We start from the raw sequence: 21472 nt of genomic DNA on the forward strand, positions 1-21472 counted from the left end.
ATGAGCGAAGCACTCAAGGAACTCGGCACACAGTTGGAGCTGAAACGGTCTGATTGTGTTCTGTCATGGGACGTAACCCACGGCGAACTGAACGTGGACGTGGCACCGTCGAATCTCGTGGAATTCGTCGAATTCCTGAAATCCGACCAGAACTGCAAATTCTCGACTCTGGTGGATATCACCGGCGTGGATTACCCCGAGCGCGCCAAGCGGTTCGACGTGGTGTATCACTTCCTTTCGATGTACCAGAACCAGCGCATCCGGCTGCGGGTCTCGATCCGTGAAGACGACATGGTGCCGTCGATCGTTGACGTGCACCCCTCGGCCAATTGGTTCGAGCGTGAGGTGTTCGACATGTTCGGCATCCTGTTCTCGGGCCATCCGGACCTGCGGCGCATCCTGACCGACTATGGGTTCCGTGGTTACCCACTGCGCAAGGATTTCCCGACCACCGGCTATACCGAAGTGCGCTATGATGAGGCGCAAAAGCGCGTGGTCTACGAGCCGGTCAGCCTGGTGCAGGAATACCGACAGTTTGATTTCATGTCCCCGTGGGAGGGTGCGAACTACATTCTGCCGGGGGATGAGAAACAGGAGACCGAATAATGGGTGGCATCTGGTGGCTGATCCTGTCTGCGCTGACCATCATTCCGATGGTGAAGATTTTGCCGTTCTTCGGGATCAACAAATACTGGTGCCTGCTGTGTCTGGTTCCCTTTGGCACGATAGCCTTGCTGTGGTGGGTCGGGCTGAAACTGCAAGAGTTGGAGCGCCGCTGAGATGATGGGTGAGTTGATCATTCTGGGCGCATTGGGGGTTCTGCTGGCGGGGGCCGCAGCCAAGGCCGCTGAAGCGGAAAAGGTTCGGGTTCGGGCCGATGCGAAAAAGAAACGAGGGCGTTGATGGACGGCTCAAGATACGATGACGGCAGCACGGACGCGCTGAGCGGAGAACAGAAGATCCGCAATTTCAACATTAACTTCGGCCCGCAACACCCTGCGGCGCACGGGGTTCTGCGCCTTGTGCTGGAACTGGACGGTGAGATCGTCGAACGCTGCGATCCGCATATCGGCCTGCTGCACCGTGGCACCGAAAAACTGATGGAAAGCCGGACCTATCTTCAGAACCTGCCGTATTTCGACCGGTTGGATTATGTGGCGCCGATGAACCAGGAACATGCCTGGTGCCTGGCCATCGAAAAGCTAACCGGGGTCGAAGTGCCGCGCCGGGGCTCGCTGATCCGGGTTCTGTATTCCGAAATCGGACGCATCCTGAACCACCTGCTGAACGTGACAACGCAGGCGATGGACGTGGGCGCATTGACCCCGCCGCTCTGGGGTTTTGAAGAGCGTGAAAAGCTGATGGTGTTCTATGAGCGTGCCTGTGGCGCCCGCCTGCACGCGGCCTATTTCCGCCCCGGTGGTGTTCATCAGGATTTGCCGCCGGAACTGCTGGACGATATCGAGGCATGGAGCCACGAATTCCCCAACGTTCTGGACGACATCGACGGCCTGTTGACCGAAAACCGCATCTTCAAACAGCGCAACGCCGATATTGGCATCGTGACCGAGGATGACATCCAGAAATACGGCTTCTCGGGCGTGATGGTGCGCGGATCCGGTCTGGCATGGGATTTGCGCCGCGCGCAGCCCTATGAATGCTATGACGAGTTCGAGTTCCAGATTCCCGTCGGCAAGAACGGCGACTGCTATGATCGCTATCTGGTGCGCATGGAAGAGATGCGCCAATCGCTGCTGATCATCCAGCAGGCCATCGTCAAAATCCGCGACTGCCCCGGTGACGTTCTAGCCCGAGGCAAGATCACCCCGCCGAAACGGTCGGACATGAAGACCTCGATGGAAAGCCTGATCCATCACTTCAAGCTGTACACCGAAGGCTTCCACGTCCCCGCAGGTGAAGTTTATGCCGCTGTCGAAGCCCCCAAGGGCGAGTTCGGCGTCTATCTGGTCGCCGACGGCACCAACAAACCCTACCGCGCCAAGCTGCGCGCACCGGGTTTCCTGCACCTGCAAGCCATGGATTACGTCGCCAAGGGCCATCAGCTGGCCGACGTCGCCGCCATCATCGGCACCATGGATGTCGTATTTGGAGAGATTGACCGCTAATGCTCCGCCGTCTTCATCCCGAACAACCCGAAAGCTTTGCCTTCACCGCTGCCAACCAGCAATGGGCCGAAGCGCAGATCACCAAATACCCCGAGGGGCGTCAGGCCAGCGCGGTCATCCCGCTGCTGTGGCGCGCGCAGGAACAAGAGGGCTGGTTGAGCCGTCCGGCGATTGAATCCGTCGCAGATATGCTGGGCATGGCCTATATCCGTGTGCTTGAGGTTGCCTCTTTCTACTTCATGTTCCAGCTTCAACCGGTTGGCTCGGTGGCGCATATTCAGGTCTGCGGCACGACCTCCTGCATGATCTGCGGGGCCGAAGATCTGATCGCGGTCTGCAAGGAAAAGATTGCGGCGAAAGCACATGCACTTTCTGCCGATGGCAAGCTGAGCTGGGAAGAGGTGGAATGCCTCGGCTCGTGCACCAACGCGCCGATGGCGCAAATCGGCAAGGATTACTACGAGGATCTGACGGCCGAGAGCTTTGGCAGGATCATCGACGATCTGGTGGCGGGCAAGGTGCCGACGCCCGGTCCTCAAAACGGACGTTATGCGGCTGAGCCGTTGAAGGGCCTCAGCAGCCTGACCGAGCATGAAGCTGGCAAGCCGCAATACAACGCCAGTGTTGAGCTGGCGACCGATCTGGGCGACACGGTCAAACGTATCGACGGGACTGAGGTTGCGATCCTGACGCCGTGGCTTGGCAAGGATGGCAAGCAGGCGGGTGCGTCGGCGGCAGCAAAACCTCCGAAATCGCCCGAGGCGCCGAAGCCGGCTGTGAAACAAGCGGCTGAGGCGAAAGCCAAACCTGTTGCCAAGGAAGCCGCGGCCAAGCCCGCAGACGTCACCGAAGATCAGCCCGAGACTCTGACCGCCGCACGCGACGGTAAGGCAGATGACTTGAAGCTGTTGAAAGGCGTCGGTCCCAAGCTGGAGCAGACATTGAACGAGCTGGGTTTCTATCACTACGACCAGATCGCTGCCTGGACGCCGGAACAGGTGGCCTGGGTCGATGCGCGTTTGAAATTCAAGGGCCGGATCGAGCGCGATGATTGGATTGAACAGGCGGCCAAGCTTGCAGCGGGTGAAGAGACCGAATTTGCCAAACGTGCCAAATCTGAGGGCACGGACGAAGACTAGACGGATGCCCGTCCGGGGTATCGGGGGAAAATGGACAAGGACAAGGAAAAGGCCATAGCCCGCAAGGGCCGACATATCGGGATGGTCATCGCTGTGACCATGCTGATCTGGCTTGCAATGAACCTGTTCATTGGCCCCGAGCTGGGTTTGACGACCCGGCACGCTCTGCTGTTTGATCTCGCTGCTCTGGCGGGGTTCATCTATGCGGGGATCAACATTTTTCAACTCTGGCGCATGCGTCAGGACAGCTGAAGGTAACACGCGATGCTGAAGGATCAGGACCGGATCTTTACCAACATCTACGGGATGCATGAGCGCACGCTGAAAGGTGCGCAGGCCCGCGGGCATTGGGACGGCACTGCTGGCCTGATTGATAAGGGTCGCGACTGGATCATCCAGACGATGAAAGACTCGGGCCTGCGTGGTCGCGGCGGCGCGGGCTTTCCAACCGGTCTGAAATGGTCATTCATGCCAAAGGAAAGTGACGGGCGCCCGTCCTATCTGGTGGTCAACGCGGACGAATCCGAACCCGGAACCTGCAAAGACCGAGAGATCATGCGCCACGATCCGCATACGCTGATCGAAGGTTGCCTGATCGCGTCTTTCGCGATGAACGCCCACACCTGTTACATCTACCTGCGTGGCGAATATATCCGCGAGCGTGAGGCGCTGCAGGCGGCGATTGATGAGGCTTATGATGCCGGCTTGCTGGGCAAGAACGCCGCCGGTTCAGGTTGGGATTTTGATATCTTCCTGCATCACGGCGCTGGTGCCTATATCTGCGGCGAGGAAACCGCCCTTATTGAAAGCCTTGAGGGCAAGAAGGGCATGCCGCGGATGAAGCCTCCGTTTCCAGCAGGCGCTGGCCTGTATGGTTGCCCGACAACTGTGAACAATGTGGAATCGATTGCGGTCGTGCCGACCATCCTGCGCCGGGGGGCCGACTGGTTCGCTGGCTTCGGTCGCCAAAACAACGCGGGCACCAAGCTGTTTGCGATCTCAGGCCATGTGAACAACCCCTGCGTCGTGGAAGAGGCAATGTCGATTTCCTTCGAGGAGCTGATCGAGACCCATTGCGGCGGCATTCGCGGCGGCTGGGACAATGTGCTGGCCGTGATCCCCGGTGGATCCTCGGTTCCGTGTGTGCGCGGTGAGAACATGCGCGACGCGATCATGGATTTCGATTATCTGCGCAACGATCTGGGCTCAGGGCTTGGAACGGCAGCGGTGATCGTGATGGACAAGTCCACCGACATCATCAAGGCGATCTGGCGCCTGTCGAAATTCTATAAGCATGAAAGCTGTGGTCAGTGCACCCCATGTCGCGAAGGCACCGGTTGGATGATGCGGGTCATGGACCGTCTGGTGCGCGGCGAAGCTGAACTGGAAGAGATCGACATGCTGTTTGACGTGACAAAGCAGGTCGAGGGTCACACGATCTGCGCGCTCGGCGATGCGGCAGCCTGGCCGATCCAGGGCCTGATCCGCAATTTCCGGGAAGAAATCGAAGGCCGCATCAAGGCACAGAAATCGGGCCGTATGGGTGCGATGGCGGCGGAGTGAACGGGATGGACATGTTTGCAGAATACAGCCACGCGATTTCATCGGTTGTGCTTTTCACACTAGTGGTTCTGTTCCTGGCCCCGTTTTCAGCGCTGGCCAAGCAGGGCAAGGGCCTCGCGCCGGGGGCGACTCCAGAGCAGGATTATTCTGACCAGGCCTATCGTCTGAACCGGGCCTATCTGAACGGAACGGAAACGCTTCCGGCGTTTGTGGCCGTTGTGACCGCGGCGGTTTTACTGGGCGCCAGCCCGTTCTGGGTCAATCTTCTGGCGTCTGTCGCTTTGGTCGCGCGTTTGGTGATGCTGGTGGTGCACTTCAAAGGCATAGGTAAGCCAAACAGTGGCCTGCGGTCCGTGCTGTATGTATTGGGCTGGGCCTGCATGTTTGTGATTGGGCTTATGGCATTGGTGGCGGCGTTCTGATGGCGACCCGGCAGATGAGAACACTAAGAGGGATAATATGACGGCCCGAAAAACCCTTGTAGTCCTGCTGGTACTGGCAAGCGTGTCCGCCTGCGGCATCATCAAGCCGTCGGAAGATCGTCTTCTGTTCGACGGAAAGTCGTTCAAGGCCAAGGCGAAGCCGGTCGACAAGAAAGCATCGCCCACGGACTTTACTGTTGTGGTGAAGGGCGCGTCCGCGTCCTTGGACGGCGCGCGTGAAGCCGGTCGCCATGAAGGAACCAAGTTCTGTGTGCAGAATTTTGGATCTTCCCGGATCGATTGGAAAGTGGGGCCGGATACCGAGCCGCAAAACCTGCGCATCAGTGATGATCAATTGACGTTTGCAGGAAAATGCCAACGGCCATGACACGCGTTTTTGCATATCACGACGTGGATTGCAGGCCGTTATTGCCTAGCAAGACCGGACCCTTTCGTTTTGGAACATCCAAAACGAAAGGAAGAACCATGTCTTTTGCAAAAACACTCGCCTTGGCCGCCGTGATCACGTTTCCGGCTGTTGCAGAAGCAAAGCCGCCCTTGAGGGATGTCAAAGAGATCGACGACGAACTCTATTACATCGCCATCGCAAATGAGATCTCCGAATTCTGTCCGTCGATCAGCGGGCGGCGATTGAAAGCGATCAGTGTTATGTGGGGGCTGCGGTCCAAAGCGAACAAACTGGGGTACTCGGACAGTGAAATCCGCTCATATGTCGACTCGGATTCAGAGAAAGACCGGATGCGCGCCAAGGGCGAGGCGTATCTGGCTTCGAATGGCGTGACCTATGACAACCCCAACACGTTCTGCACTCTAGGGCAGAAAGAAATCCAAAGAAACAGCGCTATTGGCGTTTATTTGAGGGCGAATTGAGAGCCATGTCTGACCTCCGCAAGATCAATATCGACGGACAGGAAATCGAAGTCGATGGCGCGATGACCCTGATCCAGGCTTGTGAACAAGCCGGGGTCGAAGTGCCGCGCTTCTGTTACCACGAGCGCTTGTCGATTGCCGGCAATTGCCGGATGTGCCTGGTCGAGGTTGTGGGGGGGCCGCCGAAACCTGCGGCCTCCTGCGCAATGCAGGTGCGTGACCTGCGTCCGGGGCCTGAGGGCCAGCCCCCGGTGGTCAAGACGAACTCACCCATGGTCAAAAAGGCCCGCGAAGGCGTGATGGAGTTCCTGCTGATCAACCATCCGCTGGATTGCCCGATCTGCGATCAGGGTGGTGAATGCGACCTTCAGGATCAGGCGATGGCGTATGGCATGTCCGGATCCCGTTTCAAGGAAGCAAAGCGGGCGGTCGATGATCTGGATCTGGGACCGCTTGTGGGCACCGCAATGACCCGCTGCATCAGCTGCACCCGCTGCGTGCGCTTCACCACCGAAGTTGCCGGGATAACTCAGATGGGTCAGACCGGGCGCGGCGAGGATGCCGAGATCACCTCGTATCTGAACCAGACTCTGGATTCGAATTTGCAGGGCAACATCATCGATCTGTGCCCGGTTGGGGCGCTGACTTCCAAGCCCTACGCCTTTACCGCGCGTCCGTGGGAACTGACCAAGACCGAAAGCATTGATGTGATGGATGCGCTTGGTTCGAACATCCGCGTGGATACGAAGGGGCGCGAAGTGATGCGGTTCCTGCCGCGTAACCATGATGGCGTGAACGAGGAATGGATCAGCGATAAAACTCGTTTTGTCTGGGATGGGTTGCGCCGCCAGCGTCTGGATAGACCTTATGTGCGTGAAAACGGAAAACTGCGCCGGGCCACCTGGCCCGAGGCACTGACCAAAGCCGCAGAGGCGCTGAAAGGCGCCGAGAAGCCTGCCGGTATCGTGGGCGATCTGGCTCCCGTCGAGGCGGTATTTGCGCTAAAACAGCTGATCGAAGGGCAGGGCGGTGTTGTTGAGTGCCGTACCGATTGCGCCAAGCTGCCTGCGGGGAATCGTGGTGCTTATGCGGGGACCGCAGCGATCGAAGATATCGACAGCGCCGAGCGCATCCTGCTGATCGGGACCAACCCGCGCGACGAAGCGCCGGTTCTCAACGCCCGCATTCGCAAGGCCTGGGCACATGGTGCCGAGGTTGCTCTGGTCGGTCCGGCGGCAGATTTGACCTACGACTATCATCATATGGGTGATGACCGTGCCGCGCTGCAAAAGGTCGTCGACATGGGCGGTGATGACGTGATCAAAGGCAAGGCATCTTTGATCATCGTCGGGCAGGGCGCCTTGCAAGAGGCTGACGGCGCTGCTGTTCTGGCTGCCGCGCAAACCATTGCTACCAATACTGAAAGTGGTCTGATCGTTCTGCACACTGCTGCGTCGCGCGTGGGGGGGATGGATGTGGATGCCACCAACGAGGGTGGCATGGACGCCGTCAGCGCCGCTGATGTGATCTACAACCTTGGTGCAGACGAAGTCGAAATTGGCGAAGGTGCCTTTGTTATCTATCAGGGCAGTCATGGAGACCGGGGCGCACACCGCGCCGATGTGATCCTGCCGGGCGCAGCCTATACCGAGGAAAACGGTCTGTTCGTGAATACCGAGGGTCGCCCGCAGCTGGCAATGCGCGCGGGGTTCGCGCCGGGCGACGCCAAGGAGAACTGGGCCATCCTGCGTGCCCTGTCTGCCGAATTGGGTGCAACACTGCCCTTCGATTCGCTGGCGCAACTGCGCACTGCGCTGATCGAGGCGGTTCCGCATCTCGCCCGGATTGATGAAGTGGCGCAGAATGAGGTTCAGGCACTGGACGCCGGACCTCTGGGTAAGGCAAGTTTCCGCAATACGGTCAGGGATTTCTATCTGACCAACCCAATCGCGCGTGCTTCGCAGTTGATGGCCGAACTTTCGGCGCAGGCACAGGCCCGTAAGTCAGAGAAGATTGCGGCTGAATGAACCACTCCTGTTTCATATCGCAACCAGATGTGGCAGCCGGGTGGCAGATGGCCGCGCCTGAATTGCGTGTGAATTTGAAGATTAAGGGTGGCGCAAAGACGGCAGATGCTGTTTACACCAACGCGCCGACCCAGCCGCAAAATGCGCAGGCATCTGGCCTTTGCATCACACGCGGAAAACGGAATACCCACGGTGTGAGGACCAATGGCTGAATTCTTTAACACCCCAGGCGGAATAGCCATCATCATTCTGGCGCAAGTGCTTGCCGTTGTGGCCTTTGTGATGATTTCACTGTTGTTCCTTGTTTACGGAGACCGCAAGATATGGGCCGCTGTCCAGATGCGCCGTGGCCCCAACGTGGTTGGCGTCTACGGCCTGCTGCAATCGGTGGCGGATGCCCTGAAATACGTGGTAAAAGAGGTCGTGATCCCCGCGGGCGCCGACCGGACTGTCTTTATCCTCGCGCCGCTGACATCCTTCGTTCTGGCGATGATCGCCTGGGCGGTGATCCCGTTCAACGATGGCTGGGTTCTGTCGGATATCAACGTCGCCATACTCTATGTCTTTGCCGTGTCTTCGCTTGAGGTTTATGGCGTGATCATGGGCGGTTGGGCGTCGAACTCAAAGTACCCGTTCCTCGGGTCGCTGCGCTCGGCTGCGCAGATGATTTCCTACGAGGTTTCGATCGGCCTGATCATCATCGGCGTGATCATCTCAACCGGGTCTATGAATTTCGGTGACATTGTACGTGCACAAGATGGCTCGTTCGGGTTCTTCAGCTGGTACTGGCTACCGCATTTCCCAATGGTGTTCCTGTTCTTCATCTCGGCCTTGGCTGAAACCAACCGTCCACCGTTTGACCTGCCCGAGGCGGAATCAGAACTGGTCGCCGGTTACCAGGTCGAATATTCGGCCACGCCTTTCCTGCTGTTCATGGCCGGGGAATACATCGCAATCTTCCTGATGTGCGCGCTGACCTCGCTGCTGTTCTTCGGCGGCTGGCTGTCGCCGATCCCGGGCTTGCCTGATGGCGTGCTGTGGATGGTTGCCAAGATGGCGTTCTTCTTCTTCATCTTCGCAATGGTCAAGGCGATCACACCCCGCTATCGCTATGACCAGTTGATGCGACTGGGCTGGAAAGTCTTCCTGCCATTCTCGCTGGTCTGGGTGGTGTTCGTGGCCTTCGCGGCGAAATTCGACTGGTTCTGGGGCGCGTTTGCCCGTTGGAGCGTAGGAGGCTGATATGACCCAAATCGACTACACCCGCGCCGCCAAGTACTTTTTGCTGCAAGACTTCTGGGTCGGCTTCAAACTGGGGCTGAAGTATTTCTTCGCCCCCAAGGCCACTATCAACTATCCCCATGAAAAGGGCCCTCTGTCGCCGCGTTTTCGGGGCGAGCACGCCCTGCGCCGTTACCCGAATGGCGAGGAACGCTGCATCGCCTGCAAACTGTGCGAGGCGATCTGCCCGGCGCAGGCCATCACCATCGACGCCGAACCGCGCGAAGATGGCAGCCGCCGCACCACGCGCTATGACATCGACATGACCAAATGCATCTATTGCGGTTTCTGCCAGGAGGCCTGCCCGGTCGATGCCATCGTCGAAGGCCCCAACTTTGAATTCGCGACGGAAACCCGGGAAGAGCTGTTCTACGACAAGGAAAAGCTGCTGGATAACGGTGAACGCTGGGAAGCCGAGATTGCCCGCAATCTGGAAATGGACGCGCCGTACAGATGAGTGACACGCCGACAAATCCGTTCGAGCTGATGATGAAGCAGGCTCAGGACATGGCCAAGGCGATGAACCCGGCGATGGAGAATTTCTCGCCCAAGGGGTTCGAGGCGCTGTGGCCGACCATGCCCAAAGAGGTCATGGAGATGATGTTCGGCAATACCGTTAACAAGGACGGGCTGGACGCCAAGACCCGCCTGCTTCTGACGCTAGCCGGGCTGACTTGCCAGGGCGCACAGGCGGATGCGGCAGTGCGCCAGACCGTGCGCCATGCATTGGAAGCGGGTGCAAAGAAACAAGAGATCGTGGAAACGATCGGTCAGATGTCGGTCTTTGCCGGCATCCCGGCCATGAGCCGCGCGCTGGAACTGGCGCAAGAGGTCATGGGCGATAACGAGGATGAGGATCAATGACCGTCTTTGCCTTCTATCTGTTTGCCATCAGCGCCATCACCGGCGGGCTGTTCACGGTGATCAGCCGCCAGCCGGTGCACTCGGTGCTGTGGCTGATCCTGTCCTTCCTGTCTTCGGCAGGGTTGTTCGTGCTGCTGGGGGCCGAGTTCGTGGCGATGCTGCTGATCATCGTCTATGTCGGCGCGGTCGCGGTGCTGTTCCTGTTTGTGGTGATGATGCTGGACGTGGACTTTGCCGAGCTGAAGGCCGAGATGGCGCGCTATATGCCGCTGGCCTTGCTGATTGGTCTGGTTATCCTGATGCAGTTCGTCATGGCCTTTGGGGCATGGGACAGCGCGCAGGGCGCGGCGGCCAATCTGGCCCAGCCGGTGCCAGTGGATCGCCACAATACCGAGGCGCTTGGCGTCATCCTTTATGATCAATACTTCCTTCTGTTCCAATTGGCGGGCCTGATCCTGCTGGTGGCTATGATCGGCGCGATTGTTTTGACACTGCGCCACCGCAAGGACATCAAGCGTCAAGACATCATCGGCCAGATGATGCGCGACCCGGCCAAGGCGATGGAGCTGAAAGACGTGAAACCGGGGCAGGGACTTTGAGACCATGATCGGACTTGAACACTATCTTACGGTCGCGGCGACGCTGTTCGTCATCGGCATCTTCGGTCTCTTCCTGAACCGCAAGAACGTCATCATCCTGCTGATGAGCATCGAACTGATGCTGCTGGCGGTGAATATCAACCTCGTGGCGTTTTCCAGCTTCCTCGGTGATCTGGTCGGGCAGGTATTCACCCTGTTCGTGCTGACCGTTGCGGCGGCCGAGGCAGCGATTGGTCTGGCCATTCTGGTCTGCTTCTTCCGCAACCGTGGCACCATCGCGGTTGAAGACGTCAATATGATGAAGGGCTAAGAGAACTATGGAAACCACCATCCTCTTTGCCCCGCTGGTGGGCGCGCTGCTCTGCGGGTTCGGCTGGAAGTTCATTGGCGAGAAAGCTGCCATGTGGACGGCAACGGGCCTGCTGTTTCTGGCCTGTTTGCTGTCGTGGATCGTGTTCTTGACCTTCGACGGGGTAACCCAGCAGATCGAGATCATGCGCTGGATCGAAAGCGGCTCGCTGTCGACAAGCTGGGCCATTCGTCTGGACCGGCTGACCGCGATCATGCTGATCGTTGTGACGACCGTTTCGGCGCTGGTGCACCTCTATTCCTTTGGCTACATGGATCACGACCCGCAGTGGCGCGAAGGCGAAAGCTATAAGCCGCGTTTCTTTGCCTATCTGTCCTTCTTCACCTTTGCGATGCTGATGCTGGTAACAGCGGACAACCTTGTTCAGATGTTCTTTGGCTGGGAAGGCGTGGGCGTCGCGTCCTACTTGTTGATCGGCTTCTATTACCGCAAACCGTCGGCCAATGCGGCGGCGATGAAAGCGTTTATCGTGAACCGAGTGGGTGACTTTGGCTTCGCTCTGGGCATTTTTGCGCTGTTCTTCTTGACCGACAGCATCAATTTCTCGGATATCTTTGCGTCAGCCCCCGCGCTAGCAGAGGAAAAACTGCACTTCCTGTGGGGCGAATGGACCGCCATCGAAGTGATCTGCGTCCTGCTGTTCATCGGTGCGATGGGTAAGTCGGCACAGCTGATCCTGCACACCTGGTTGCCGGATGCGATGGAAGGCCCGACGCCCGTGTCGGCCCTGATCCACGCCGCCACAATGGTAACTGCTGGCGTGTTCCTCGTCTGCCGCATGTCGCCGCTGATGGAGTTCGCACCGGGCGCGACCGGGTTCATCACCTTCCTTGGGGCCTCGACAGCGTTCTTTGCGGCAACCGTGGGTCTGGTTCAGACCGATATCAAACGCGTCATCGCCTATTCGACCTGTTCTCAGCTGGGGTACATGTTCGTTGCCGCCGGTGTCGGCATGTATTCAGCCGCGATGTTCCATCTGCTGACCCATGCTTTCTTCAAAGCGCTGTTGTTCCTCGGCGCGGGGTCGGTGATCCACGCCATGCATCACGAGCAGGAAATGACCGAGTATGGCGGGTTGCGGAAGAAAATTCCGTACACGTTCTGGGCGATGATGATCGGTACGTTGGCCATCACGGGTGTCGGCATTCCGCTTACCACGATCGGTTTTGCCGGGTTCCTGTCGAAAGACGCGATTATCGAAAGCGCGTATGCTGGCGGCACTGGCTATGCCTTCTGGATGCTGGTGATCGCGGCGATGTTCACCTCGTTCTACAGCTGGCGTCTGATCTTCCTGACCTTCTACGGCAAACCGCGTGGGGACAAGCACACCCACGACCACGCACATGAAAGCCCGATGACCATGCTGGTGCCTTTGGGCGTGTTGTCACTGGGTGCGGTGTTTGCCGGGATGATCTGGTACGGCAATTTCTTCGGCCATGCGGACAAGGTCGGCAAATTCTACGGTATTCCGGTGGCAGAAGCGTCAGAACATGCTGAGGCCGGTGATCATGCTGCGGCGGATGCTTCACACGATGAAGACAGCCATGCCGATGAAAGCCACGCAGACGACGGCCATACCGACAATGCAGAACATGGCGAGAAAGACGCGCATGGCGGTGACCACCACTATGTGTTCGCGGGCAAACCGGGTGAGGGTGCGCTTTATATGGCGCCGGACAACCATGTTCTGGACGAAGCGCACGCAGCTCCGAATTGGGTCAAGGTATCACCGTTTGTCGCCATGTTGCTGGGCTTTGTCGTGGCCTACTGGTTCTACATCGTGAACACATCTCTGCCGGCGCGTCTGGCTGCAAATCAACGTCCGCTTTACCTGTTCCTGCTGAACAAGTGGTATTTCGACGAAATCTATGACGCTGTCTTCGTCAAACCCACTTTGGCGCTTGGCCGCTTCCTTTGGAAACGCGGTGACGGCAACACAATCGATGGCTTCCTGAACGGAGTAGCTATGGGCGTTGTTCCCTTCTTCACCCGCCTCGCCGGCAAGGCGCAGACCGGGTACATCTTTACCTATGCCTTCTGGATGGTGCTGGGCATCGCGGCCCTTGTGACCTGGATGACGATCGGCGGAGGGGCCCAGTAATGGACTATATCCTTTCGATCGTCACGTTTATCCCCGCCATTGCAGCAGGCATTCTGGCCTTGTTCCTGCAGGGTGACGATGCGGCCGCACAGCGGAACGCCAAGTGGATTGCTTTGCTGGCGACCACGGTGACCTTCCTGGTTTCCATCGGCATCTATACCGGCTTTGACTCGTCGAATCCCGGCTTCCAGATGGTGGAAGAGGGTGAGTGGCTGATGGGCCTCAAGTACAAGATGGGCGTTGATGGCATCAGTGTTCTGTTCGTCCTGCTGACCACCTTCATCATGCCGCTGACCATTCTGGCCAGCTGGAACGTGACGGATCGCGTCAAGGAATATATGGTTGCCTTCCTGCTGCTAGAGACCCTGATGCTGGGCGTCTTCATGGCGCTTGATCTGGTGCTGTTCTATCTGTTCTTCGAAGCGGGCCTGATCCCGATGTTCCTGATCATCGGTATCTGGGGTGGCAAAGACCGGATCTACGCCAGCTTCAAGTTCTTCCTTTACACCTTCCTTGGCTCGGTTCTGATGCTGGTGGCCATGGTCGCGATGTATGCCGATGCGGGCACTACGGACATTGCCGCGCTGATGACGCACCAGTTCTCGTCCGAGGGCTTCAGTGTGCTGGGTATCTATGTTGTCGGCGGCATGCAGACTCTGATGTTCCTGGCATTCTTTGCCTCGTTCGCGGTGAAAATGCCGATGTGGCCGGTGCACACCTGGCTACCGGATGCCCACGTTCAGGCGCCCACGGCGGGATCGGTCGTACTGGCCGCGATCCTTTTGAAAATGGGCGGCTATGGTTTCCTGCGGTTCAGCCTGCCGATGTTCCCGGTGGGTTCAGCAGTGATGACCGATCTGGTGCTGTGGATGTCAGCGATTGCCGTGGTCTATACCTCGCTTGTGGCGTTGGTGCAGGAGGATATGAAAAAGCTGATCGCGTATTCCTCGGTCGCGCATATGGGCTTTGTGACCATGGGTATTTTCGCGGCGAACCAGCAGGGCATCGATGGCGCGATCTTTCAGATGCTCAGTCACGGGTTCATTTCGGCCGCGCTCTTCCTGTGTGTCGGCGTGATCTATGACCGGATGCACACCCGCGACATCGAGGCTTATGGCGGTCTGGTCATCCGGATGCCCGCATACGCGCTGGTCTTCATGCTGTTCACCATGGCCAATGTGGGACTGCCGGGTACATCCGGGTTCATCGGCGAGTTCCTGACCCTGATGGGCGCATTCCAGGTCAACACCTGGGTAGCGGCAGTGGCCGCGACCGGTGTGATCTTCTCGGCTGGGTATGCACTGTGGCTGTACCGTCGCGTGGTCTTTGGCGATCTGATCAAGGAAAGCCTGAAGGCGATGACTGACATGAGCGCGCGCGAGCGGCTGATCTTCGCCCCGCTGATCGTGATGACCATCCTTCTGGGTGTCTACCCGTCGCTGGTGACCGATGTGATCGGGCACTCCACAGCGACGCTGATTTCGAACTATGACACGGCTCTGGCCGCGGCCGAGGCTGCGACCCAGACAGCCGCTTCGCATTAAGGGAGCTTTGGAGAAATGATCCAGGCTGATCTGACAATTATCCTGCCGGAAATCGTTCTGGCTCTTTATGCGATGGCGGCGCTGCTGGGGGCTGTCTACACGACAAAGGACGGGTTGGCGCCTCTGCTTGTCTGGACCACGGCAGGTCTTATGGCCCTTCTGGCAATCTGGATTGCAACTCAGGGTGAGGGTACAAACGTCGCCTTCAACGGCATGTTCGTCGATGACGGCTTTGCCCGTTTTGCCAAGGTGGCCATCCTGCTGTCGGCGGGAGCCGTTCTGGTCATGAGCAAGGAATACATGGCACGCCGTGATCTGCTGCGATTTGAATACCCGTTGCTGGTGGCACTGGCCGCCGTGGGTATGATGATGATGGTCAGCGCAGGCGATCTGATGTCCTTGTATATGGGCCTCGAGCTGCAATCGCTGTCTCTCTATGTCGTGGCGGCACTGCGTCGTGACAGTGCGAAATCGACCGAGGCAGGCCTGAAGTATTTCGTGCTGGGGGCGCTGAGCTCGGGTCTGCTGCTCTATGGTGCGTCGCTGGTCTATGGCTTCACCGGTACTACGTTGTTCTCGGGCATCATCCAGACAGTTCACCATGGCGATGTTTCGCTTGGTCTGCTGTTTGGCCTGATCTTCCTGATCTCGGGTCTGGCCTTCAAGGTCTCGGCCGTTCCGTTTCATATGTGGACACCGGACGTTTATGAAGGTTCGCCTACGCCGATCACGGCCTTCTTTGCCACGGCGCCCAAGGTTGCGGCGATGGCGTTGTTCGCGCGCCTGTTGCATGACGCGTTCGGCGGCATTGTCAAAGACTGGCAGCAAGTGATTGTCCTGCTATCTGTCCTGTCGATGTTGCTAGGTGCCGTAGCAGCTATTGGACAGCGCGATATCAAGCGTCTGATGGCGTTTTCGTCCATCGCCCATATGGGCTATGCGCTGATTGGTCTGGCCGCCGGTACCGAGCTGGGTATCAAGGCGATGCTGATGTATCTTGCCATCTACGTGACCATGAATATCGGCACCTTCGCCTTCATTCTGATGATGGAACGTGACGGCAAACCCATCACCGATATCGACGCGCTGCGCCAGTATTCAAAGCGTGATCCGGGCAAGGCACTGGCTGTTCTGATCCTGATGTTCAGCCTCGCAGGTGTACCTCCGATGCTTGGTTTCTTCGCGAAGTTCGGTGTCTGGCAGGCCGGTGTCAGTGCTGGTTTAACCGGGCTTGTGATCGTCTCAGCCATCGCTTCGGTTATCGGTGCCTTCTATTACCTGCGGATCGTGTTCTACATGTATTTCGGGGCCGAGAACGAAGAGCCGATCGAAACCCGGTCGACCCCTGTCCTGTGGGTGGCATTGATGGGGTCTGCAGCCCTGATGCTGATCGGTATCTTCTATCAGTTCGGCGTCGAGGGCGCGGCAGCAGCCGCGGCGGCCACGCTTGTCAACTGAACGTTTTGCACAACCGGAAAGAGGGGCTCGGTCGCGCGACCGAGCCTTTTTGATATGACCAAGTGGCCCCAAGGTTATGGCCTGCACGAAGTGCAGGAAGTCGACAGTACGCTGAATGAAGCGGCGCGGATTGCTCCGAATGCCCGTGGCCCCGTCTGGATCATGGCGCATCATCAGACGGCAGCGCGTGGGCGGCGCGGACGAAGCTGGGCCAACCCGATGGGCAATCTGGCAGCGACCTTGCTGATGCGCCCTCAGGGCGCGCCGGATCAGGCGGCCTTGCGCAGTTTCGTGGCTGCGCTAGCCCTGTTTGACGCTTGCGTGGCTGTTACAAGGCGGGCAGCAGGTCTGTCTCTGAAATGGCCCAATGATGTCCTGCTCAATGGTGGCAAGCTCGCCGGTATTCTGCTGGAAAGCACGGGGCAGGGGCGTGGTGTAGCGCATTTGTCCATCGGCATCGGCGTGAATCTGGCAACTGCCCCCGACCCCGACGCTGTGGAACCCGGCGCGCTCCGCCCCGTTTCACTGTTGTCGGAAACCGGTGCGCATGTCTCGCCCGAGGACTTTTTGACTGAACTGGCCGCGGCCTACGCCAACTACGAAACCCAATTCGTTACCTACGGGTTCGAGCCGATCCGCACTGCCTGGCTGTCCCGGGCGGCCCGTTTGGGCGAGGTTATCACCGCTCGTACCGGAACGTCAGAAACGGTTGGGACCTTCGAAACGGTGGACGCAAGCGGTAACCTTGTCTTAAACACCGCCAAGGGCCGCGTGAGCATTCCTGCGGCGGATGTCTTTTTCTGAGAGGGGCGCAGATGCTTCTGGCCATCGATTGCGGCAATACCAATACCGTTTTCTCGATCTGGGACGGTGAGGAATTCCTGTGCACCCTGCGCACCTCGACCCACCACGCGCGCACTGCAGACGCGTATTTCACCTGGTACTCGACGCTGGTGAAGCATTACGGGATCGAAGCGGACATCACCGACGTGATCATCGCCTCGACCGTGCCGCGTGTGGTGTTCAACCTGCGCATCTTCGCCGATCGTTTTTTTGGCTGCCGACCATTGGTCGTGGGTAAACCCGATTGCCTGTTGCCTGTTCCGCCTCGTGTGGATGAAGGGACAGTGCCCGGTCCGGATCGACTGGCCAATGCTGTTGGCGCTTTTGATCGTCATGGCGGCAATGTAGTTGTCGTGGATTTCGGTACTGCAACGAATTTCGACGTCGTCGCTGCCGATGGTGCCTATGTGGGTGGTATAATCGCCCCAGGTGTAAACCTGAGCCTTGAGGCCTTGCACCAGGGCGCGGCAGCACTGCCGCATATCGATATCACCCGACCGGACAAGGTGATCGGAACGAATACGGTTGGTTGTATCCAGTCGGGCGTGTATTGGGGATATTCTGGTCTGATCGAGGGGCTGATCGCCCGGATCAAGGATGAGTACGGAATGCCGATGAAAGTCGTTGGAACCGGAGGGCTGGCCCCCTTGTTCGATCAGGCCGACGTGGGGTTCGACGCAATCGAAGATGATCTGACGATGCACGGGCTGACCGTGATCCATCGCTACAACAAGGATAATGGCTCCATATGAGCAGTGAAAGATTGATCTACCTGCCGCTGGGTGGCGCAGGCGAAATTGGCATGAACGCCTATGTTTATGGCTATGGTGAACCGGGGAAGGAGCGCCTGATCCTTGTGGATCTGGGGGTGACTTTTCCTGATATGGATACAACGCCGGGCGTTGACCTTATCTATACCGATATCTCATGGCTGAAAGAGCGTGCCGACCGGTTGGACGGTGTTTTCATCACGCACGCCCATGAAGACCATGTCGGCGCCGTGGCCCATTGTTATGAAGCCTTGGGTGCACCGGTCTATGCGCGGGCCTTCACGGCCAATATTGCGCGACGCAAGATGGAAGAAAACGCGCACCCGACCGAGGCGGTGACGACCGCTTCCGCCTGGCCTGAACAGGTTTCCGTCGGGCCGTTCACGGTTGGCTTCCTTCCGGTTTCGCACTCGATTCCCGAAAGTGCGGCACTGGTCATCGATACACCCGCGGGGCGTGTTGTGCATTCGGGCGACTTCAAGCTCGATGCGGCCCCAGTCGTGGGCGAGGCTTTTGATCCTGACCTGTGGGCCGAGGTCGCCAAGCCCGGCGTCAAGGCGCTGGTCTGTGACAGTACGAATGTGTTTTCGACCCATCCGGGACGTTCAGAATCCGAAGTTGGCCCCGAGATCGTCAAGCTGGTCGAAGGCGCGGAAGGCATGGTCGTGGCAACCACCTTTGCCTCAAACGTCGCGCGGGTCAAAACGCTGGCCGAAGCGGGTGCACAGGCCGGGCGTTCAGTCGTTCTGTTGGGTCGCGCAATGCGCCGGATGATCGAAGCCGCGACCGAAACGGGTATTCTTGCGGATTTCCCAAAGGTGATCAGCGCCGAGGAAGCTCTGGATCTTCCGCGTCAGAACCTGATGCTGATCGTGACCGGCAGCCAGGGGGAACGACGGGCCGCAAGCGCCCAACTGGCCCGTGGCAAGTACCGTGGTCTGGAACTGGCCGAGGGCGATCTGTTCCTGTTTTCCTCGAAGACCATTCCCGGGAACGAGCGGGGCGTGATCTTCATCATGAACCAGCTCAGCGAGAAGGGCGTGGATGTCGTCGACGACAGTTCAGGCCTCTATCATGTCTCAGGCCATGCCAACCGGCCAGATCTTGAGAAAGTGCACGCACTGACCGACCCGCAAATTGTTATCCCGATGCATGGTGAGCACCGCCATTTGCGCGAGCACGTCAAGCTGGCAGAGCAGGGCGGTAGAACCGGAGTGCTGGCAGTGAATGGCACCATGCTGGACCTCAGCGGCAATGAACCGGTGGTCGTCGACTATGTCGAAACCGGTCGTACATATCTGGACGGTACAGTGAAAATCGGTGCCCTTGATGGTGTGGTGCGGGATCGCATCCGTATGGCTCTGAACGGCCATGTTACGGTGACGGTTGTTCTGGACGAAGAAGACGAACCGCTGGGTGAGCCATGGTGCGATACCATGGGCCTGCCCGAAACCGGAACCTCGCGCGCTGCTTTGATCGAAGTGTTGGAAGAAGACTTGAACCAGTTCCTGATGCGGGCCGCTGCCAAGACCCTGCGCGACGACGACAAGCTGGAAGACGAAATGCGCCGCATCGTGCGGCAGACAGCCAAAGCCGAGATTGGCAAAAAGCCCGAAGTGACGGTGGTGATCAGCCGGATGCGGTGAAACCGATCCGTCAGTCGTGGGTTGGCATCGGATAGCCCCTGAGACGCAGGAACAGGTTGGCTTCTTCGTTGTTTTTGTAGAATGGAACCGACGATGGCGGCTCGGGGGACGTAACCCGGGCCGCGATTTCAGCCAGAACAACCTCGGTGATAAACGGCAGATCCAGATCCCGTGCCCGATCCAGTGGCACCCATTGCAGGTGTGACAGTTCATCCGAGGCGTGACTGAAATCATCCACATCACCTTGCAGAGCTTCGGCGTCGACCAGAAAGAACCGCGCATCGAACCGGCGGGGACGACCCGGTGGAGTTACCGCGCGAAAGACGAACTGAAGTGCCGCCGCAGTTGGCAGGTAACCCAATGCGGCAAAGCTCTGCCATTCGGCAGTAACATGCCCGGGCCAGGCACCCGGCTGGCCGAGAACAAGGCCAGTTTCTTCCCAAAGCTCGCGTATGGCGGCAGCGGCGAGGGCGTGTTGAACCTGTGGCTTAGCCTGTTCGCCCAAACGTTCAAAACACAAATCCGGCAAGTCCGTTGCCAAGGGAACATCCGCGTCAGCCGGATCAACCGCGCCACCGGGAAATACGAACTTATTCGGCATGAAGGCCGCCTTGGAGCCACGCTGACCCATAAGGATCGTTGGGTTTTCCCATCTGTCCCGCAGTACGATAACAGTCGCTGCGTCCCGGATGGCGGATTTATCAGGTGTCATGTCCAAACTGATCAACTGGTTCGGTTCACGCGGATTTTTCAAAGCCATGCATGTGACGCGCCCACTGATATGCCACCACGGCACCTTTCAGGCGCGGCAATAGGAACAGGGACAGGGCAACGCAAGCGATGGAGAAGCCAATGGCCATTGTCCACGGATCGGGCCGCCAATGAACATAGGACACGTGCAGAGCCGGCGCCAGCAAATGGCCCACCAGCAGGATTGTCAGGTAGGCAGGCCCGTCATCAGCGCGATGATGAAACAGTTCCTGCCCGCAGTTCGAGCAGGAATCATTGACCTTGAGATAGCTGTGCAGCAGCTTTCCTTCCCCACAGTTGGGGCATTTGCAGCGAAACCCTTTGATCAGGGCGGGCCATGTTTCACGCTCATCTTCGGTGGTCGTCTCGATCGTCTGATCCGTCATAATATAACTCGCGCATTAATCTTTGCCGGATAATGGGCCTGATCGTGCGGATTTAAAAGGGGGGTGCGTCGCTTTGCAACGCCTGCCCGGCACGTCGACTCGGGGTGATTCCGGACCTTTCAAAAAAACATACCGGGTTCAGCGACGGAAATCCCGGCACAGCCCGTTTGAATGGGTATGAGCGGCGGCACTCGGGCCGCGTCAACAAAAGGAAACGGAAATGAAAAACGTTACATTCATCTCGGCCATTGTTATGTCAGCGGTTGCGATTACCGGTACTTCTGTTCTGGCCGCTGGCCCGGGTGGCCGTGAGCCGGTATCCTTTCAGGAACTGGACGCCAATGGCGATGGCCAGGTGACGCAACAGGAGATGGAGGCGCATCGCGCTGCGCGTTTCACAGAGGCAGACACCAATGGTGATGGACAGCTGAACCAGGAAGAAATGCAGGCCGCTGCCCAAAAGAAAGCAAGCGATCGGGTTGCCAGGATGTTCGAAAACAACGACACGAACAAAGATGGCTTCCTGAGTCAGGATGAGTTGCCGAAACCGCGCCGGGCTGACAAGATGTTTGATCGGATGGATGCGGACAACAGTGGCGGAATCTCGGAACAGGAATTTGCCGATGCCAAAGACCGGATGGGACGGCACCAAAAGAAAAAGCATCACAAGTCGAACGCAAGCGATAACTGAT

General features: G+C 58.3%; 25 protein-coding genes. 23 read left to right on the plus strand and 2 right to left on the minus strand.

From position 1 onward, the window contains the following. From AC2FEB_RS20180 to AC2FEB_RS20285, 22 genes are all read left to right on the plus strand, one after another. The gene (locus AC2FEB_RS20180) at nucleotides 1-606 is read left to right on the plus strand and encodes an NADH-quinone oxidoreductase subunit C (RefSeq protein ID WP_117868397.1); all 606 of its coding nucleotides are present in this window, start codon (nucleotides 1-3) and stop codon (nucleotides 604-606) included. Then, nucleotides 606-779: a hypothetical protein gene (locus AC2FEB_RS20185; protein WP_010442775.1), complete on the plus strand. Its 174-nt coding sequence runs from the start codon at nucleotides 606-608 to the stop codon at nucleotides 777-779. The genes AC2FEB_RS20180 and AC2FEB_RS20185 overlap by 1 nt, the downstream gene beginning before the upstream one ends. Before the next feature lies 1 nt (nucleotide 780). Then, complete coding sequence (locus tag AC2FEB_RS20190; protein ID WP_256367742.1) at nucleotides 781-903, plus strand: hypothetical protein; 123 nt, start codon at nucleotides 781-783, stop codon at nucleotides 901-903. Then, nucleotides 903-2126, plus strand: a complete 1224-nt coding sequence (locus AC2FEB_RS20195) for an NADH-quinone oxidoreductase subunit D (RefSeq protein ID WP_496675343.1) — start codon at nucleotides 903-905, stop codon at nucleotides 2124-2126. The genes AC2FEB_RS20190 and AC2FEB_RS20195 overlap by 1 nt, the downstream gene beginning before the upstream one ends. Beyond that, entirely contained in the window at nucleotides 2126-3265 is a 1140-nt protein-coding gene (locus tag AC2FEB_RS20200; RefSeq protein WP_117868399.1) for an NADH-quinone oxidoreductase subunit E, read from the plus strand. Before AC2FEB_RS20195 ends, AC2FEB_RS20200 begins: the two co-directional genes overlap by 1 nt. Nucleotides 3266-3295: 30 nt before the next feature. Then, nucleotides 3296-3517, plus strand: a complete 222-nt coding sequence (locus AC2FEB_RS20205) for a DUF5337 domain-containing protein (RefSeq protein WP_117868400.1) — start codon at nucleotides 3296-3298, stop codon at nucleotides 3515-3517. Nucleotides 3518-3529: 12 nt separating this feature from the next. After that, entirely contained in the window at nucleotides 3530-4828 is a 1299-nt protein-coding gene (gene nuoF / locus AC2FEB_RS20210) for an NADH-quinone oxidoreductase subunit NuoF (RefSeq protein WP_117868401.1), read from the plus strand. Nucleotides 4829-4833: 5 nt separating this feature from the next. Next, a complete protein-coding gene (locus tag AC2FEB_RS20215; RefSeq protein ID WP_117868402.1) occupies nucleotides 4834-5250 on the plus strand; it encodes an MAPEG family protein in 417 nt (138 codons plus the stop codon). A gap of 37 nt (nucleotides 5251-5287) precedes the next feature. Continuing rightward, the gene (locus AC2FEB_RS20220) at nucleotides 5288-5638 is read left to right on the plus strand and encodes a hypothetical protein (RefSeq protein WP_117868403.1); all 351 of its coding nucleotides are present in this window, start codon (nucleotides 5288-5290) and stop codon (nucleotides 5636-5638) included. Nucleotides 5639-5736: 98 nt separating this feature from the next. After that, nucleotides 5737-6141, plus strand: a complete 405-nt coding sequence (locus AC2FEB_RS20225) for a DUF5333 domain-containing protein (RefSeq protein WP_117868404.1) — start codon at nucleotides 5737-5739, stop codon at nucleotides 6139-6141. Nucleotides 6142-6146: 5 nt separating this feature from the next. Further along, entirely contained in the window at nucleotides 6147-8168 is a 2022-nt protein-coding gene (nuoG, locus tag AC2FEB_RS20230) for an NADH-quinone oxidoreductase subunit NuoG (protein ID WP_496884334.1), read from the plus strand. Nucleotides 8169-8372: 204 nt separating this feature from the next. Next, nucleotides 8373-9410: an NADH-quinone oxidoreductase subunit NuoH gene (gene nuoH / locus AC2FEB_RS20235; protein WP_117868407.1), complete on the plus strand. Its 1038-nt coding sequence runs from the start codon at nucleotides 8373-8375 to the stop codon at nucleotides 9408-9410. A gap of 1 nt (nucleotide 9411) precedes the next feature. Further along, nucleotides 9412-9906: an NADH-quinone oxidoreductase subunit NuoI gene (gene nuoI / locus AC2FEB_RS20240; protein ID WP_117868408.1), complete on the plus strand. Its 495-nt coding sequence runs from the start codon at nucleotides 9412-9414 to the stop codon at nucleotides 9904-9906. Beyond that, nucleotides 9903-10313, plus strand: a complete 411-nt coding sequence (locus tag AC2FEB_RS20245; RefSeq protein WP_117868409.1) for a carboxymuconolactone decarboxylase family protein — start codon at nucleotides 9903-9905, stop codon at nucleotides 10311-10313. The genes nuoI and AC2FEB_RS20245 overlap by 4 nt, the downstream gene beginning before the upstream one ends. Next, on the plus strand, nucleotides 10310-10912 hold the full coding sequence (locus AC2FEB_RS20250; protein ID WP_085821135.1) for an NADH-quinone oxidoreductase subunit J: 603 nt from the start codon (nucleotides 10310-10312) through the stop codon (nucleotides 10910-10912). The genes AC2FEB_RS20245 and AC2FEB_RS20250 overlap by 4 nt, the downstream gene beginning before the upstream one ends. Nucleotides 10913-10916: 4 nt before the next feature. Then, the gene (gene nuoK, locus AC2FEB_RS20255; RefSeq protein ID WP_005984024.1) at nucleotides 10917-11222 is read left to right on the plus strand and encodes an NADH-quinone oxidoreductase subunit NuoK; all 306 of its coding nucleotides are present in this window, start codon (nucleotides 10917-10919) and stop codon (nucleotides 11220-11222) included. Between the two features lie 7 nt (nucleotides 11223-11229). Then, the gene (gene nuoL, locus AC2FEB_RS20260) at nucleotides 11230-13383 is read left to right on the plus strand and encodes an NADH-quinone oxidoreductase subunit L (protein WP_117868410.1); all 2154 of its coding nucleotides are present in this window, start codon (nucleotides 11230-11232) and stop codon (nucleotides 13381-13383) included. Next, on the plus strand, nucleotides 13383-14927 hold the full coding sequence (locus tag AC2FEB_RS20265) for an NADH-quinone oxidoreductase subunit M (protein ID WP_496675349.1): 1545 nt from the start codon (nucleotides 13383-13385) through the stop codon (nucleotides 14925-14927). Before nuoL ends, AC2FEB_RS20265 begins: the two co-directional genes overlap by 1 nt. Nucleotides 14928-14942: 15 nt before the next feature. Then, on the plus strand, nucleotides 14943-16385 hold the full coding sequence (gene nuoN / locus AC2FEB_RS20270; RefSeq protein ID WP_496675351.1) for an NADH-quinone oxidoreductase subunit NuoN: 1443 nt from the start codon (nucleotides 14943-14945) through the stop codon (nucleotides 16383-16385). Between the two features lie 54 nt (nucleotides 16386-16439). Beyond that, nucleotides 16440-17189, plus strand: a complete 750-nt coding sequence (locus tag AC2FEB_RS20275) for a biotin--[acetyl-CoA-carboxylase] ligase (protein ID WP_496675353.1) — start codon at nucleotides 16440-16442, stop codon at nucleotides 17187-17189. 11 nt (nucleotides 17190-17200) lie between these two features. Next, a complete protein-coding gene (locus AC2FEB_RS20280) occupies nucleotides 17201-17980 on the plus strand; it encodes a type III pantothenate kinase (protein ID WP_117868414.1) in 780 nt (259 codons plus the stop codon). Next, the gene (locus AC2FEB_RS20285; RefSeq protein WP_496675355.1) at nucleotides 17977-19644 is read left to right on the plus strand and encodes a ribonuclease J; all 1668 of its coding nucleotides are present in this window, start codon (nucleotides 17977-17979) and stop codon (nucleotides 19642-19644) included. The genes AC2FEB_RS20280 and AC2FEB_RS20285 overlap by 4 nt, the downstream gene beginning before the upstream one ends. Nucleotides 19645-19654: 10 nt before the next feature. Here the strand turns inward: AC2FEB_RS20285 and AC2FEB_RS20290 are convergent, their stop codons facing one another. Further along, on the minus strand, nucleotides 19655-20356 hold the full coding sequence (locus AC2FEB_RS20290; protein WP_496675404.1) for an NUDIX hydrolase: 702 nt from the start codon (nucleotides 20354-20356) through the stop codon (nucleotides 19655-19657). Nucleotides 20357-20381: 25 nt separating this feature from the next. After that, nucleotides 20382-20780: a DUF983 domain-containing protein gene (locus tag AC2FEB_RS20295; RefSeq protein WP_117868416.1), complete on the minus strand. Its 399-nt coding sequence runs from the start codon at nucleotides 20778-20780 to the stop codon at nucleotides 20382-20384. A gap of 220 nt (nucleotides 20781-21000) precedes the next feature. Between AC2FEB_RS20295 and AC2FEB_RS20300 the strand changes: the two genes are divergently transcribed. Beyond that, entirely contained in the window at nucleotides 21001-21471 is a 471-nt protein-coding gene (locus tag AC2FEB_RS20300; protein ID WP_117868417.1) for an EF-hand domain-containing protein, read from the plus strand. Nucleotide 21472: the final 1 nt, after the last annotated feature.

The sequence above is a fragment of the Ruegeria sp. YTSC106 genome, from assembly GCF_059609765.1.

Coding starts and splice junctions, on each gene's coding strand:
- AC2FEB_RS20180 (WP_117868397.1), top strand. CDS start 1: ATGAGCGAAGCACTCAAGGAACTCGGCACACAGTTGGAGCTGAAACGG.
- AC2FEB_RS20185 (WP_010442775.1), top strand. CDS start 606: ATGGGTGGCATCTGGTGGCTGATCCTGTCTGCGCTGACCATCATTCCG.
- AC2FEB_RS20190 (WP_256367742.1), top strand. CDS start 781: ATGATGGGTGAGTTGATCATTCTGGGCGCATTGGGGGTTCTGCTGGCG.
- AC2FEB_RS20195 (WP_496675343.1), top strand. CDS start 903: ATGGACGGCTCAAGATACGATGACGGCAGCACGGACGCGCTGAGCGGA.
- AC2FEB_RS20200 (WP_117868399.1), top strand. CDS start 2,126: ATGCTCCGCCGTCTTCATCCCGAACAACCCGAAAGCTTTGCCTTCACC.
- AC2FEB_RS20205 (WP_117868400.1), top strand. CDS start 3,296: ATGGACAAGGACAAGGAAAAGGCCATAGCCCGCAAGGGCCGACATATC.
- nuoF (WP_117868401.1), top strand. CDS start 3,530: ATGCTGAAGGATCAGGACCGGATCTTTACCAACATCTACGGGATGCAT.
- AC2FEB_RS20215 (WP_117868402.1), top strand. CDS start 4,834: ATGGACATGTTTGCAGAATACAGCCACGCGATTTCATCGGTTGTGCTT.
- AC2FEB_RS20220 (WP_117868403.1), top strand. CDS start 5,288: ATGACGGCCCGAAAAACCCTTGTAGTCCTGCTGGTACTGGCAAGCGTG.
- AC2FEB_RS20225 (WP_117868404.1), top strand. CDS start 5,737: ATGTCTTTTGCAAAAACACTCGCCTTGGCCGCCGTGATCACGTTTCCG.
- nuoG (WP_496884334.1), top strand. CDS start 6,147: ATGTCTGACCTCCGCAAGATCAATATCGACGGACAGGAAATCGAAGTC.
- nuoH (WP_117868407.1), top strand. CDS start 8,373: ATGGCTGAATTCTTTAACACCCCAGGCGGAATAGCCATCATCATTCTG.
- nuoI (WP_117868408.1), top strand. CDS start 9,412: ATGACCCAAATCGACTACACCCGCGCCGCCAAGTACTTTTTGCTGCAA.
- AC2FEB_RS20245 (WP_117868409.1), top strand. CDS start 9,903: ATGAGTGACACGCCGACAAATCCGTTCGAGCTGATGATGAAGCAGGCT.
- AC2FEB_RS20250 (WP_085821135.1), top strand. CDS start 10,310: ATGACCGTCTTTGCCTTCTATCTGTTTGCCATCAGCGCCATCACCGGC.
- nuoK (WP_005984024.1), top strand. CDS start 10,917: ATGATCGGACTTGAACACTATCTTACGGTCGCGGCGACGCTGTTCGTC.
- nuoL (WP_117868410.1), top strand. CDS start 11,230: ATGGAAACCACCATCCTCTTTGCCCCGCTGGTGGGCGCGCTGCTCTGC.
- AC2FEB_RS20265 (WP_496675349.1), top strand. CDS start 13,383: ATGGACTATATCCTTTCGATCGTCACGTTTATCCCCGCCATTGCAGCA.
- nuoN (WP_496675351.1), top strand. CDS start 14,943: ATGATCCAGGCTGATCTGACAATTATCCTGCCGGAAATCGTTCTGGCT.
- AC2FEB_RS20275 (WP_496675353.1), top strand. CDS start 16,440: ATGACCAAGTGGCCCCAAGGTTATGGCCTGCACGAAGTGCAGGAAGTC.
- AC2FEB_RS20280 (WP_117868414.1), top strand. CDS start 17,201: ATGCTTCTGGCCATCGATTGCGGCAATACCAATACCGTTTTCTCGATC.
- AC2FEB_RS20285 (WP_496675355.1), top strand. CDS start 17,977: ATGAGCAGTGAAAGATTGATCTACCTGCCGCTGGGTGGCGCAGGCGAA.
- AC2FEB_RS20290 (WP_496675404.1), bottom strand. CDS start 20,356: ATGACACCTGATAAATCCGCCATCCGGGACGCAGCGACTGTTATCGTA.
- AC2FEB_RS20295 (WP_117868416.1), bottom strand. CDS start 20,780: ATGACGGATCAGACGATCGAGACGACCACCGAAGATGAGCGTGAAACA.
- AC2FEB_RS20300 (WP_117868417.1), top strand. CDS start 21,001: ATGAAAAACGTTACATTCATCTCGGCCATTGTTATGTCAGCGGTTGCG.